This window comes from Agrobacterium sp. T29 (genome assembly GCF_006970545.1).
GTDB lineage: Bacteria > Pseudomonadota > Alphaproteobacteria > Rhizobiales > Rhizobiaceae > Agrobacterium > Agrobacterium leguminum.
In genome coordinates this window covers 569,591-582,089 of record NZ_CP040641.1, presented here as the reverse complement: position 1 = coordinate 582,089, position 12,499 = coordinate 569,591, and the positions used below count along the sequence as shown (strand labels likewise).

14 protein-coding genes are annotated in these 12,499 nt (G+C 61.0%); 11 read left to right on the top strand and 3 right to left on the bottom strand.

The window, feature by feature from the left end:
* Positions 1 to 43 precede the first annotated feature (43 nt).
* Complete coding sequence (gene secA / locus FGF54_RS17615) at positions 44 to 2,761, bottom strand: preprotein translocase subunit SecA (RefSeq protein WP_142780585.1); 2,718 nt, start codon at positions 2,759 to 2,761, stop codon at positions 44 to 46.
* A 242-nt stretch (positions 2,762 to 3,003) separates the two neighbouring features.
* On the opposite strand from secA, the gene FGF54_RS17610 reads away from it, so the two are divergent.
* The 6 genes from FGF54_RS17610 (at position 3,004) to FGF54_RS17585 (ending at position 7,183) form a co-directional block, all read left to right on the top strand.
* The gene (locus FGF54_RS17610) at positions 3,004 to 3,867 is read left to right on the top strand and encodes a peptidylprolyl isomerase (protein ID WP_035237262.1); all 864 of its coding nucleotides are present in this window, start codon (positions 3,004 to 3,006) and stop codon (positions 3,865 to 3,867) included.
* A gap of 85 nt (positions 3,868 to 3,952) precedes the next feature.
* Positions 3,953 to 5,194 carry a bifunctional glutamate N-acetyltransferase/amino-acid acetyltransferase ArgJ gene (gene argJ / locus FGF54_RS17605; RefSeq protein WP_142780584.1) on the top strand — a complete coding sequence of 414 codons (1,242 nt, stop codon included), beginning with the start codon at positions 3,953 to 3,955 and terminating at the stop codon, positions 5,192 to 5,194.
* An 18-nt stretch (positions 5,195 to 5,212) separates the two neighbouring features.
* Complete coding sequence (locus FGF54_RS17600) at positions 5,213 to 5,989, top strand: GNAT family N-acetyltransferase (RefSeq protein ID WP_059753585.1); 777 nt, start codon at positions 5,213 to 5,215, stop codon at positions 5,987 to 5,989.
* Entirely contained in the window at positions 5,986 to 6,399 is a 414-nt protein-coding gene (mutT, locus tag FGF54_RS17595; protein ID WP_003522547.1) for an 8-oxo-dGTP diphosphatase MutT, read from the top strand. Before FGF54_RS17600 ends, mutT begins: the two co-directional genes overlap by 4 nt.
* A gap of 171 nt (positions 6,400 to 6,570) precedes the next feature.
* Positions 6,571 to 6,885 carry a hypothetical protein gene (locus tag FGF54_RS17590; protein WP_003522548.1) on the top strand — a complete coding sequence of 105 codons (315 nt, stop codon included), beginning with the start codon at positions 6,571 to 6,573 and terminating at the stop codon, positions 6,883 to 6,885.
* A gap of 94 nt (positions 6,886 to 6,979) precedes the next feature.
* The gene (locus FGF54_RS17585) at positions 6,980 to 7,183 is read left to right on the top strand and encodes a Flp family type IVb pilin (protein WP_059753579.1); all 204 of its coding nucleotides are present in this window, start codon (positions 6,980 to 6,982) and stop codon (positions 7,181 to 7,183) included.
* Between the two features lie 4 nt (positions 7,184 to 7,187).
* On the opposite strand, the gene FGF54_RS17580 is transcribed toward FGF54_RS17585, so the two are convergent.
* Complete coding sequence (locus tag FGF54_RS17580; protein ID WP_020809606.1) at positions 7,188 to 8,069, bottom strand: methyltransferase domain-containing protein; 882 nt, start codon at positions 8,067 to 8,069, stop codon at positions 7,188 to 7,190.
* A gap of 143 nt (positions 8,070 to 8,212) precedes the next feature.
* On the opposite strand from FGF54_RS17580, the gene FGF54_RS17575 reads away from it, so the two are divergent.
* Genes FGF54_RS17575 through FGF54_RS17560 form a run of 4 tightly spaced genes read left to right on the top strand, consistent with a single transcriptional unit; the run spans position 8,213 to position 10,637 of the window.
* The gene (locus FGF54_RS17575) at positions 8,213 to 9,004 is read left to right on the top strand and encodes a ComF family protein (protein WP_142780583.1); all 792 of its coding nucleotides are present in this window, start codon (positions 8,213 to 8,215) and stop codon (positions 9,002 to 9,004) included.
* 60 nt (positions 9,005 to 9,064) lie between these two features.
* Positions 9,065 to 9,319, top strand: a complete 255-nt coding sequence (grxC, locus tag FGF54_RS17570) for a glutaredoxin 3 (protein ID WP_003522552.1) — start codon at positions 9,065 to 9,067, stop codon at positions 9,317 to 9,319.
* Between the two features lie 32 nt (positions 9,320 to 9,351).
* Complete coding sequence (locus FGF54_RS17565; RefSeq protein WP_003522553.1) at positions 9,352 to 10,212, top strand: carbon-nitrogen hydrolase family protein; 861 nt, start codon at positions 9,352 to 9,354, stop codon at positions 10,210 to 10,212.
* On the top strand, positions 10,209 to 10,637 hold the full coding sequence (locus FGF54_RS17560) for a DUF1178 family protein (RefSeq protein WP_104679702.1): 429 nt from the start codon (positions 10,209 to 10,211) through the stop codon (positions 10,635 to 10,637). Before FGF54_RS17565 ends, FGF54_RS17560 begins: the two co-directional genes overlap by 4 nt.
* 38 nt (positions 10,638 to 10,675) lie before the next feature.
* Here the strand turns inward: FGF54_RS17560 and ubiG are convergent, their stop codons facing one another.
* Positions 10,676 to 11,428 carry a bifunctional 2-polyprenyl-6-hydroxyphenol methylase/3-demethylubiquinol 3-O-methyltransferase UbiG gene (ubiG, locus tag FGF54_RS17555; protein ID WP_142780582.1) on the bottom strand — a complete coding sequence of 251 codons (753 nt, stop codon included), beginning with the start codon at positions 11,426 to 11,428 and terminating at the stop codon, positions 10,676 to 10,678.
* Between the two features lie 257 nt (positions 11,429 to 11,685).
* Here ubiG and FGF54_RS17550 point away from each other — a divergent pair, with 257 nt between their 5' ends.
* Positions 11,686 to 12,489 (top strand): SH3 domain-containing protein, encoded by an 804-nt coding sequence (locus FGF54_RS17550; protein ID WP_142780581.1) that lies wholly within the window; start codon positions 11,686 to 11,688, stop codon positions 12,487 to 12,489.
* Positions 12,490 to 12,499 lie beyond the last annotated feature (10 nt).

Genomic DNA, 12,499 nt, shown 5'->3' with positions numbered 1-12,499 from the left:
AACCGAGGGTGCGGGCGATTTCGTTTGTCTGTCAGCAACTGCCTCAGGCCTGTTCGTAAACGCCGTGGCAGTGCTTGTATTTCTTGCCGGAGCCGCAGGGGCACATTTCGTTGCGGCCGATACGACCCCAGGTGGCGGGGTTTTCCGGATCGCGATCCTCGGCCGGCACGAAGGCGGCGGGCGCGGTCTGTTGGCCCTGCGCCATTTCGTCTTCGCCCGTATTGGGGTCGAGATGATGCGCCGTCATTTCCGGCAGTTCCGGCTGCTGCGGTTCCTGCTGCACCAGTTCCACCCGCATCAGCTGGGCGGTAACGGCCTCGCGCAGATTGGCGAGCAGCGCCTGGAACAGTTCGAAGGCTTCCGCCTTGTATTCCTGCAGCGGGTCGCGCTGGGCATAACCGCGGAAACCGACGACGGAACGGAGATGGTCGAGGTTGACGATATGTTCGCGCCACAGATGGTCGATCGTCTGGAGAATGACCGAGCGTTCCACATAGGTCATGATCTCGGGGCCGAAACGTTCCGCGCGCTCGGCGGCGTATTTGTCGGCGGCCTCGGTAACACGCTCAAGAATATCGTCCTCGGCGATGCCTTCTTCCTTGGCCCATTCCTCCACCGGCAGGTCGAGGTTGAGGAACTGGGCGATGCCGGCCTTCAGGCCCGCAATATCCCACTGTTCGGCATAGGCATTTTCCGGAATATGCTTGGTGACGAGCGTTTCGATCACTTCATGGCGCATATCGGCTGCGGTTTCGCCGATATTGTCGGCTTCCATCAGCTCGAGACGCTGCTCGAAAATCACCTTGCGCTGGTCGTTCAGCACGTCGTCATATTTCAGAAGGTTCTTGCGGGTCTCGAAGTTGCGGGCTTCGACCTTCTTCTGGGCGCGTTCCAGCGCCTTGTTGATCCACGGATGGACGATTGCCTCGCCTTCCTTCAGGCCGAGCTTCTGCAGCATCGAGTCCATGCGCTCGGAACCGAAGATGCGCATCAGGTCATCCTGAAGCGACAGGTAGAATTTCGAACGGCCCGGGTCGCCCTGACGGCCGGAACGGCCGCGCAGCTGGTTGTCGATGCGTCGGCTTTCGTGGCGTTCGGTGGCGATGACGTAAAGGCCGCCGGCGGCAAGCGCCTTTTCTTTCAGCACCTTGATCTCGGCGCGGATTGCCTCTTCCTTCGCATCAAGCTCGGGACCCGGCTCCATGCCTTCCAGCTCGCGCTCAAGCCGCATGTCGACGTTGCCGCCGAGCTGGATGTCGGTGCCGCGGCCGGCCATGTTGGTGGCGATGGTAACCGCACCCGGAACGCCGGCCTGCGAAACGATATAGGCTTCCTGCTCGTGGTAACGGGCGTTCAGGACCTGGAAATCGGAGAAGCCGGACTGACGCAGGAGATGGGCCAGAAGCTCGGATTTTTCGATGGAGGTCGTGCCCACGAGAACCGGCTGGCCGCGTTCATGCGCCGCCTTGATCTCGGTGATGATCGCCTGGAACTTCTCCTCGCCGGTGCGGTAAACCTCGTCGTCCTCGTCGATACGCTGGATCGGCAGGTTGGTCGGCACTTCGATGACGTCGAGGCCGTAAATGTTGCCGAATTCTTCCGCTTCCGTCGCGGCCGTGCCGGTCATGCCGGCCAGCTTTTCGTACATGCGGAAATAATTCTGGAAGGTGACGGAGGAAAGCGTCTGGTTTTCCGGCTGGATCTGCACCTTTTCCTTGGCTTCGAGAGCCTGATGCTGACCTTCGGAATAACGGCGGCCCGGCATCATGCGGCCGGTGAACTCGTCGATGATGACGATTTCGTCGTTGCGGACGATATAGTCCTTGTCGCGGGTGAAGAGCTTGTGGGCCTTCAGCGCATTGTTGATGTGGTGAACAATGGCGACGTTTTCGACGTCGTAAAGCGATTCGCCCTTCAGGAGGCCCGCCTGCCGCAGCAGGTTCTCGAGCTTCTCGGTGCCGTCTTCGGAGAAGTTGGCCGAGCGCTGCTTTTCATCGATTTCGTAATCTTCCGGCGTCAGCAGCGGAATGAAGGCGTCGATGGTGTTGTAAAGGTCGGAACGGTCGTCCAGCGGGCCGGAAATGATCAGCGGCGTGCGCGCCTCGTCGACCAGGATCGAGTCGACTTCGTCGACGATCGCGTAGTTGTGGCCGCGCTGAACCATCTGGGCGCGGTCATATTTCATGTTGTCGCGAAGATAGTCGAAGCCGAGTTCGTTGTTCGTCGCGTAGGTGATGTCGCACGCATAGGCCTCGCGGCGCTGGTCGTCGTCCAGCCCGTGGACGATCACGCCGGTCGTCAGGCCGAGGAAGCCGTAGAGCCTGCTCATCGTGGCCGCGTCACGCTTGGCGAGATAGTCGTTGACGGTGACGACATGCACGCCCTTGCCGGCAAGGGCGTTGAGGTAGACCGCAAGGGTCGCCACCAGCGTCTTACCTTCACCGGTCTTCATTTCGGCGATGGCGCCGCCATGCAGAATCATGCCGCCGGTCAGCTGCACGTCGAAGGGCCGCATATGCAGAACGCGGCGCGACGCTTCGCGGGCGACGGCGAAAGCCGGGATCAGCAGGTCGTCCAGCGTCTTGCCGTCGGCAAGCTGCTGGCGGAACTCAGCGGTCTTGGCCGCCAGCGCTTCGTCGGAGAGCGCCTTGGTGGCTTCTTCCAGCGCATTGATGGCTGCGATCTTGCTTTTATAGGAGCGGACGCGGCGGTCATTTGCCGAACCGAACAACTTGCGGGCTATTCCGCCGAGACTGACCATCTTACTGGCCCTTTCTGAAATTCCGTTTTGCCGGGCGCTTTTCTCCGTCACGCCGATTTCAGCATAAATGACGGACTTCGCCCTTCAACGTATCTGGACGCGAGGTTGCGTGACAGATAAGAGGGGGGGCAAATGATGTCAACGGTTCTGCCCGTTACAGAATGGCCACAATCCGGTGTTTGGAAGTTTTTTCAGAGCCGGAAACCATGTCTGGAGCCGGCATTGTCCCCGAAAGGTTCAAAATGTTGCGCTATAATAAAATTGCGGCTGCGGTGATTGTGGCCACGCTCGGCCTCCAGCTTCCGGCTTTCGCACAGGAAGACAAGGTTGTCGCCAAGGTCGGCGATCTGGAAATCCACCAGTCCGAACTCGACCTCGCCATGAGCAACCTCGACCCGCAGCTCGCGCAGCTTCCCGATGAGCAGAAGAAGGTCGCAGCCCTTTCCGGCGCGATCGACGTCAAGCTTCTGGTGAAGAACGCCAGCGCCGAAGGTCTGGAAAAGACTGAAGATTTCAAGAAGCGCATGGAATTCATCCAGGACCGTGAGCTGCACAACGCCTATTTCCGCAAGCACGTGGTCGATGCCGTTACCGCTGACGAAGTAAAGGCCCGCTACGACAAGGAAGTCGCAGCCCTGCCGCAGGAAGAGGAAATCAAGGCCGCGCACATTCTCGTCGCCAGCGAGGACGAAGCCAAGGACATCATCAAGCAGCTTGATTCGGGCAAGGATTTCGCAGCGCTCGCCAAGGAAAAGTCCACCGATTCCAACAAGGATGACGGCGGCGATCTCGGCTGGTTCGGCAAGGGCCGCATGGTGCCGGAATTCGAAGAAGCCGCTTTCGGTCTCGAAAAGGGCGCCTACACCAAGGCTCCGGTGAAGACCCAGTTCGGCTTCCACGTCATCAAGCTGGAAGACAAGCGCATCGCACCGCCGCCGGCTTTCGAGCAGGTCGAGCCGCAGGTTCGTCAGCTTGTCATGCGTGACAAGTACGTTGCCCTCATCGAGAAGGCAAAGGCCGACCAGAAGATCGAAATCATGGATGAGACGCTGAAGAAGGGCTACGACGAAGCCACGAAGGAACAGCAGGCTCAGCCGCAGCAGTAAAAACAAATGTTACGGGGCGGCTATGGGCCGCCCCGTTTCATCTCAGGCATTCCAGACCCCTTTTCCAGAATTTCAGGCGCTTCCCATGTCCGTTGCCGTTTCCCCGCTCGCTCCGAAATCCTATCCCGACATGCCTGCGCTGCGCGGTGTTCGCATGGCGACGGCTGCCGCCGGCATCAAGTACAAGAACCGCACCGACGTTCTGCTGATGGTGTTCGACAAGCCGGCAAGCGTCGCCGGCGTCTTCACCAAATCGAAATGCCCATCTGCCCCGGTCGATTTCTGCCGCGCCAATCTCGGCGGCGGCGTGGCGCGCGCCGTGGTGGTCAATTCCGGCAATGCCAATGCCTTTACCGGCGTCAAGGGCAAGGCCGCGACCGAATTGACGGCGAAATCCGCCGCTGCCGCCGTTGGCTGTTCTGAAGGCGAGGTCTTCCTGGCATCGACGGGCGTGATCGGCGAGCCGCTGGATGCGACGAAATTTGCCGGCGTTCTCGGCGACATGAATGTCAGGGCGGAAGCCGATTTCTGGCAGGAAGCCGCCAAGGCGATCATGACGACCGACACCTATCCCAAGGTTTCGACCCGCACCGCCGAGATCGGCGGCGTGATCGTGACGATCAACGGCATTTCCAAGGGTGCTGGCATGATTGCGCCCGACATGGCGACGATGCTCTCTTTCGTGGTGACGGATGCCGATATTGAGCCTGCCGCCCTGCAGTCGCTGCTGTCTGCCGGTGTTGGCCCGACATTCAATTCCGTGACGGTCGATAGCGACACTTCCACCTCCGATACGTTGATGCTGTTTGCGACAGGTGCTGCCGCTGAAGACGGTCAGGTGAAGGTAACGAGCGCCGATGACGAGCGCCTTGCCGGCTTCCGCACCGCGCTGAACGATCTCCTGAAGGACCTCGCCCTGCAGGTGGTTCGTGATGGCGAAGGCGCGCGCAAGATGGTGGAAGTCACCGTAACGGGCGCGGAAAACGATGCCGCCGCCAAGAAGATTGCCCTCTCCATCGCCAATTCGCCGCTGGTGAAGACCGCGGTTGCCGGCGAAGACGCCAATTGGGGCCGCGTCGTCATGGCCGTCGGCAAGTCCGGCGAAATGGCCGACCGTGACCGCCTCGCCATCTGGTTTGGCGGCGTGCGCGTAGCCGTCAACGGCGAGCGCGACCCGGATTATTCGGAGGCGGAAACCAGCGCGGTGATGTGTCTCGAAGACATTCCGGTGAAGGTGGATATCGGTCTCGGTCAGGGCACTGCCACCGTCTGGACCTGTGACCTGACGAAAGAATATGTTGCGATCAACGGCGACTATCGGAGCTGACCGTTGGAGCCGAAGAGAATGCAGGACAATAAAGCCGTCAATCTGCCGCTGGTTCGCCGTCTGGAAGCCGTCAGCTTCCGGGCATGGCCTGCCTCGTCGGTGATTTATGACGGCAGCTGGCAAATCCGCCTGACGGGTTCGCACCCCTCCAAACGCATCAACTGCGTGGTGCCGCTGGACCCGTCCGATTACGGAAACAGCGCGGTGCGGCTGGAAAAGGCGCGCAAGCGTTTCGAAGATTTCGGCCGACCGCTGGTGGTGCGCGAAACGACGCTGATGCCGCCGCAGCTGAGAGAATTTCTCTCGAATGACGGCTGGTCCGTGTTCGAAGAGGTGATGGTCATGACGGCCGATCTCTCCGGCATGGAACTGCCCGAAACGCTGGTCAGCCTCCCGAGCCACGATATCGGCCGTTTTGTCGAGGCGAGCATCAAGGTCAGCGATAGCGACCCGGCGCTCCGTCCGGCGATTGCGGAAATCGTCAGCTCCATCAAGCCGGCGCTCGGCCTCTTCATCAATGAGGAAGTGGAAGGCAATCCGCTCGCGACCGTGATCTGCGTGCAGGATAACGACCTCGCCGGCATCATCTCCCTCGATGTCGAAAAGTCGCAGCGTAAAAAGGGCCTCGGCACGCAGGTTTTGTCGTCGGCACTGCGCTGGGCGAGAATCAGCGGCGCAAAAACCGCCTGGCTGCAGGTGGTTTCCACCAATGCGCCGGCGATCGCCCTTTATGAGAAATTCGGCTTCTCGGAGGCCTATCGTTATCGCTACTGGCGCAAGGGAACCGGCGAATGAGCGAGGCTGGCAAAAAAATCCTGCTGGTCGCCGCCTGCGCCCTTCTCGATCAGGATGGCCGCATTCTTCTGGCGCAGCGTCCGGAAGGCAAGTCGCTTGCGGGCCTGTGGGAATTTCCGGGCGGCAAGGTGGAGCATGGCGAGACGCCGGAGGAAACCCTTGTCCGTGAACTGGACGAGGAGCTGGGTATCAAAACCAAGGTCGCCTGCCTCGCGCCGCTGACATTTGCCAGCCACACCTATGAGACCTTCCACCTCCTGATGCCGCTTTACGTGTGCCGCCGTTATGAGGGCATTGCGCATGGCCGGGAAGGACAGGCGATCAAATGGGTGAAGCCGCAGGCCCTGCGCGATTATCCCATGCCGCCGGCCGATGAGCCGCTCATCCCCTTCCTGCAGGATCTGCTATAAAATCGGGAAGCCCCCGAGGTCCTCGCGCATTATCCCGTCACAGCTTCGTGAAAATGCCCCGTTTGCAGCGCTTTGCCGTGCCAAAACGGGGCTTTGTTAAGAGATCGTTCAGCACCCTCTGGCAGATTGTTAAGCTAAAGAAGCGGTAAACTGCGCGAGACGAGGTTGGTCATGAACGAGGATTTCTGGAAGACGGTGGAAGGTCGTCACTTGTATTCCGACAAATCCCGTCGCACCGGCGTGCTCAATGTGGCGCTGCTTTTCGGCACGGCGGTTATCGCGCTCTCGCTCATCGTCACTCCCATGCTTGCTGGAAAATCCTCGACGCGGGTGGCGCAGTTTCCCGACAATTACGACATGATCAGCACGGGCTCCATCAAGAAGACCGATGTGGGCAAGACCTATTCCATCCGTCGCAGCATCACCCAGCCGATGCCGGAAATGCCCTGCGTGGTCACGGGTTATAGCAACGAGAGCGGTTGCTGATCGTTTACCATCAAAGGTAACGGATTCCTCATATCGCCGACCTAGGATAGAGTTGATTTCAACAGGGCAGAAGCCGGTTGTCGCAACGCACCGGATGGCGGATGGGGAATATCCTGTGCTGCATTTTTTTATCAATTTTTGCAAAAGCGAAGACGGTGCCACAGCGGTTGAATACGGCCTGATTGTCGGGCTGATTTCCGCCGCCCTCATCGCTGGCGCAGGCAGCATCAGCAGCAATATCAATGCCGTGTTTCAGTTCATCGTAGACACTTTGGTCGAGTTGAAGCCTTTTGGCTGATCGCTCAGGACAGCTTCACCTCGGTTGTCTTTAAGGCGTCGGCAAGCCGCACCTTGGCGGAGCCGGGTTTCAGCGGTTTCTGCTGGCTTTCATGCGGCGCCCAGCCTGATACATAGATGATGGAAAATGTCGCCCTTATCCGCCCGTCAGGATCGGAATATCGCTCGGCGTAAAGCTCCGCCGCGCGCAGAAAAAAGGCGCGGTTGAGCGGCTTTCTGCTGCGGCTTGCCAGCGGATTGGCCATGCCCATGGCGCGCAGGTCGCGCATCAGCGGGAAAATCGAATCGTAACGCACGGTGTAGCTTTCCGCATCGGTCACGGGGAGCGCAAAGCCGGCGCGCTGCAAAAGCGCACCGACATCGCGCACATCGGCGAAGGGAATGACACGCGGGCTGGCGCCTCCGGTCAGTTCCGCCTCGGCGGTCAGCAGCACGTCGCGCAGTTCCTGCAGGGTGCCGCTGCCGGGAATGGCGCCGAGAAACAGGCCGTCCGGTTTCAATGCCCGGCGGATCTGGATCAGCGCGCCGGGCGTATCGTTGGTCAGATGCAAGGCAAGCGGTGAAACGATGAGATTGGCGGAGGCCTCTTCGAGCGGCAGATGCTCCATGGACGCGGCTTCGGGAATATTCGCATCCGTCGCAAAACAGCTCTCGGTTTCGATACGGCGAATGGTATCCACCTTGCCGGTTTCCGCCAGCCGCCGGGCGGTGACGCCGGTTCCGCCGTGAAGTTCGATTGCGGTCTCGAACTGGCGCTCGACGATGGCAAGCCTGTCGGCCAGCTCTTCGGCCGCCATATCGAGAAGAAACAGGGCCTTGTCGTCGCGCCGGTTCCAGGCCCGGCGACGGTTTTGTTCGATCAGGGCCTGGTCAAAGAGAATATCCATCGTCTTGCCTGCTCGGCCTCGAACGCCTTCGGGATCGGCGGGCCGTATCGTTGGTCTCATGCCGCCTGCGGCATCGTTTTCCCGGTGTCGGGAGGGAACTATCGCTCTCGCAAAGGCACCCGTTCGGCGGTAAAGTCAACCTCATGGGTGCTGGTGACAGTCTGTTTTCGGGTTTGCTGTCGAAGTCTGCGGCCGTGCCGGCGGCGGCGGGAGACATGTGGCGTGCGGTCTTCCGCATGCTCTACCCGCCAACCTGCGCGGGCTGCACCCGCATGACCGGCGGCGAGGGCGCCTTATGCGCGGATTGCTGGCGGGATGTGGCCTTTATCGATCGCCCTTTTTGCGAGGTTCTGGGCATTCCCTTCGCGCGGGATCACGGAGACGGTTTCGTGAGCGCACAGGCGATTGCCGAACCGCCGCCTTTTGACCGGCTGCGCGCCGTTGCAAGCCATGAGGGAACCGCCCGCAAGCTGGTGCACCGGCTGAAATATCAGGACCGGACCGATCTCGCCCGCCTGATGGCGCTGTGGATGCTGAGGGCAAGTGACGGAACGGTGGATGCCTGCGATTGCATCGTGCCCGTTCCATTGCATCGCAACCGTTTCCTGCGCCGCCGCTTCAATCAATCCGCCGAGCTGGCGCGGCATCTGGCCAGAGCCTCCGGCAAGCCCTTGCTTGCCGGCACGCTGCTGCGCGTGAAACCGACAGAGCGGCAGGTGGGGCTTTCCGCGCTTGCCCGGCGGGACAATGTGCGCGGCGCTTTCGCGCTTGCGCCCGGCCGGGAAACCGATGTCCATGGCAAGCGCGTGGTGCTGGTGGACGACGTCTATACCACCGGCGCGACGGTGGGTGCGGCAAGCCGCGCCCTGCGCAGGGCCGGTGCCGCGGATGTGACGGTTTTGACCTTTGCAATGGCCATTTCCGGGCCTATATGAAACCTGAATGACATGACTTTATCGTGCGTTTTACCGCACGTTTGCGAGGGCTTTGAAAACATGGCACCGGTGACGATCTATACGCGGGATTTTTGTGGTTATTGCGCGCGCGCCAAGGCGCTGCTGGACAGCAAGGGCGTGGATTATGCCGAATACAACGCCACGACGACGCCGGAATACCGACAGGAAATGATCGAGAAATCCGGCGGAACGACGTTCCCGCAAATCTTCATCAACGGCCAGCACGTGGGCGGCTGCGACGATCTGCACGCGCTGGAGCGCGCCGGTAAACTGGACGCGCTGCTGGCCGCCTGATCGGCCGCGATCTTGCGGGTATGGAGGATGTGATGAGTTTCAAGGCTGCCGCCATTCAGATGCGCTCCGGCGTCGATCCGGCAAGAAACGCCGCCGATATGGAACGGCTGGTGCGTGCGGCTGCGGCCGAGGGCGCCGTTTATGTGCAGACCCCGGAAATGACGGGCGCGATCCAGAAGGACAGGCAGGCGCTGCGTGCGCAATTGCGTGATGACGATGGCGATATCATCGTTGCGACGGCCGCCCGTCTTGCCCGCGAACTCGGCATTCATGTCCATGTGGGCTCCACGGCCATTGCCCGCCCGGATGGCAAGATCGCCAATCGCGGTTTTCTCTTCGCGCCGGATGGTTCGCGCATTTGCAGCTATGACAAGATCCATATGTTCGATGTCGATCTCGACAATGGTGAAAGCTGGCGTGAAAGCGCTGCCTATCAACCCGGCGAAGTGGCGCGTATCGCCGAACTTCCGCTGGGGAAATTCGGCTTCGCAATCTGCTATGACGTCCGTTTCCCGCAGCTTTTCCGCGCGGAAGCGCTGGCAGGTGCGGAGGTTCTGACCGTTCCGGCGGCTTTCACCCGGCAGACGGGGGAGGCCCATTGGGAAATTCTGCTGCGTGCCCGCGCCATTGAAAATGGCGCTTTCGTCATCGCCGCCGCGCAGGCCGGCGTGCATGAGGATGGGCGGGAGACCTTCGGCCATTCCATCATCATCGACCCATGGGGCAAGGTTCTGGCCGTTGCCGGCGGCGCTGGCGAAGAGATCATCTTCGCCGAGATCGATACCTCGCTGGTGGCTGCCGCGCGTGGAAAAATTCCCAATCTCCGCAATGCCCGCGAGTTCGGTCTGGACACGGTTATTCCCCTGAAACCTGCCGGAGGTGAAGCGGCGTGATCCGTTATGCGCTGGCCTGTGAAAAGGGCCATGAGTTCGAAGGCTGGTTTGCCGGCAGCGACGATTTCGACGATCAGTTGCAGCGCGGTTTCCTGTCCTGTCCGGTCTGCAATTCCGTGCAGGTCTCGAAGCTGTTGATGGCGCCTTCGGTTTCCACCGCCCGCAAGAAAGACGAACGCCAGACGCTGGCCATGGATGCCGCCCGAAAAGAGGCGCTTGCGAAAATCCGCGAGGCCGTTGCCAATATCCGCGCCAATGCCGAAGATGTCGGCGATAAATTTCCGGAAGAAGCCCGCAAGATCCACTATGGCGAAGCGGATGAACGCGGCATCATCGGCAATGCCTCGGCGCAGGACGCCAAGGCCCTGCTGGACGAGGGTATCGAGATCGCGCCGCTGCCGGTGCTGCCCGACGACGTCAACTGAACTTCTTTAGGACGACCTCACTCAAATAGCATCCGGCGTTACCCCTGCGCCGACCGCTTCGCCAGCATCATGTAGTTGACATCCATATCCGGCGAAAGATTCCAGCGATCCTGCAGCACGTTGTAGAAGACGCCGGTGCGGTGGATGATATCCATGCCGCTCGCCACCAACGGCCGCTCGAGCTCTTCCGGGCGAACGAGCTTTTCATATTGGTGCGTGCCGCGCGGCAGCCAGCGCAGCACGTTTTCGGCGGCGAAGATCGCCAGTGCCCGGGCTTTGAGCGTGCGGTTGATGGTGGCGGCGAACATCAGGCCGCCGGGGCGCACCATTTTCGCGCAGGTGGTGACGAAGAGATCGACATTGGCCACATGCTCGACCACCTCCATGTTGAGGATGACGTCGAAGGTTTCGCCGGCTTCCTGCAACTGCTCGGCAGTGACGGCGCGGTAATCGACGCTGACCCCGCTTTCGCGGGCATGGGTGGAGGCGATGCCGATATTCTTTTCCGAGGGATCGGCGCCTACCACATCCGCGCCCATGCGTGCAACGGGTTCGGAGAGAAGGCCACCGCCGCAGCCGATATCCAGTATGCGCAGCCCTTCCAGCGGGCGGTGCGCCTTTGGGTCGCGGCCGAAATTATCGCAGATGCGGTTGCGGATATATTCGAGCCGCACCGGATTGAACTTGTGCAGCGGGCGGAACTTGCCGGTCGGGCTCCACCACTCCGCAGCCATCGCGGAGAAGCGATCCACTTCGCTCTGGTCGACGGTCGTCTGTGCGGTTTCGCTCATGGTTCTGCTCCATATTGCTGTTGCATTGAAGTCGGATGATTGCCCCTCGAAGTCAAGACCGGCGGTCCATCCCGGCGGCGATTTATCGGGCGCTGATTGCCGCAGGTGGAACTGATTGGATGCCTCATTTGTTTCATGCTGCGTTCATGCAGAACCGCGTATTTTCCGGTCGTGGCAGTATGTGGAACGCATACTGGTCCATCGAACAGGGTGGATGCCGACAAGGGCAAAGCGGGCCTTTGCTTGAGGAGAAAGAAGTGAAGAAAAAACTATTTGGCGCAATTGCGCTGGTGGCCATGCTCGCCGCACCGGCACTTGCCGAAGCTGCGACGCGGGGTTTCGCCACCGCGAATGTGAATATGCGCTCCGGCCCGAGCACGGCCTATCCGGCCGTCGTGGTTATCCCGAATGGTGCGCCGCTCACCGTGCACGGCTGCCTTTCCGATACGCCGTGGTGCGATGTTTCCTTCGTGGGCGGTCGCGGCTGGGTGGCAGGGCGTTATATCGCCACGACCTATCGGCAGAACCGGGTCTATGTGGAACCGCGTTACTACCGCGATCTCGGCGTGCCGGTGATCACCTTCGAAGTCGGCCGTTATTGGGACCGCTATTATCGTGACCGCGACTTCTACCGCGAGCGCGACCGCTGGCGCCGTCCGCCGCCGTCCGGCGGGTACTGGAACGCCCCGCCTCCGAGCGCCGGATGGGATCGTCCGCGTCCGCGTGACGAGTGGCGTGACGGACGCCGGGACGACTGGCGTGATGGTCGCCGCGACGAGTGGCGTGATCCCCGTCAGGGCGGCCCGAATGACGGACGCTGGGAACGTCGCTACGGCGACTGGAACCAGGGTGACAGAAATCAGGACAGGCCGCGTCGCGACGACGACCGCCGCCGCTTCGAAGAAGAAAACCGCGACCGCAACCGCGATGGCCAGCAGAACCAGGATGAAGGCCAGCGTCGCCCAGAGCGTCGCCAGTGGGATGACCCGCGCCGTGCGCCTGCTTCGGAAAATTTCCGCGATGGCTGCCGGATCGGCGATCCGGGTTGTGACCCGCGCTAAACAGACAAAG

Coding starts and splice junctions, on each gene's coding strand:
- FGF54_RS17600 (WP_059753585.1), top strand. CDS start 5,213: ATGCAGGACAATAAAGCCGTCAATCTGCCGCTGGTTCGCCGTCTGGAA.
- argJ (WP_142780584.1), top strand. CDS start 3,953: ATGTCCGTTGCCGTTTCCCCGCTCGCTCCGAAATCCTATCCCGACATG.
- grxC (WP_003522552.1), top strand. CDS start 9,065: ATGGCACCGGTGACGATCTATACGCGGGATTTTTGTGGTTATTGCGCG.
- secA (WP_142780585.1), bottom strand. CDS start 2,761: ATGGTCAGTCTCGGCGGAATAGCCCGCAAGTTGTTCGGTTCGGCAAAT.
- mutT (WP_003522547.1), top strand. CDS start 5,986: ATGAGCGAGGCTGGCAAAAAAATCCTGCTGGTCGCCGCCTGCGCCCTT.
- FGF54_RS17580 (WP_020809606.1), bottom strand. CDS start 8,069: ATGGATATTCTCTTTGACCAGGCCCTGATCGAACAAAACCGTCGCCGG.
- FGF54_RS17610 (WP_035237262.1), top strand. CDS start 3,004: ATGTTGCGCTATAATAAAATTGCGGCTGCGGTGATTGTGGCCACGCTC.
- ubiG (WP_142780582.1), bottom strand. CDS start 11,428: ATGAGCGAAACCGCACAGACGACCGTCGACCAGAGCGAAGTGGATCGC.
- FGF54_RS17585 (WP_059753579.1), top strand. CDS start 6,980: ATGGCGGATGGGGAATATCCTGTGCTGCATTTTTTTATCAATTTTTGC.
- FGF54_RS17575 (WP_142780583.1), top strand. CDS start 8,213: ATGGGTGCTGGTGACAGTCTGTTTTCGGGTTTGCTGTCGAAGTCTGCG.
- FGF54_RS17590 (WP_003522548.1), top strand. CDS start 6,571: ATGAACGAGGATTTCTGGAAGACGGTGGAAGGTCGTCACTTGTATTCC.
- FGF54_RS17565 (WP_003522553.1), top strand. CDS start 9,352: ATGAGTTTCAAGGCTGCCGCCATTCAGATGCGCTCCGGCGTCGATCCG.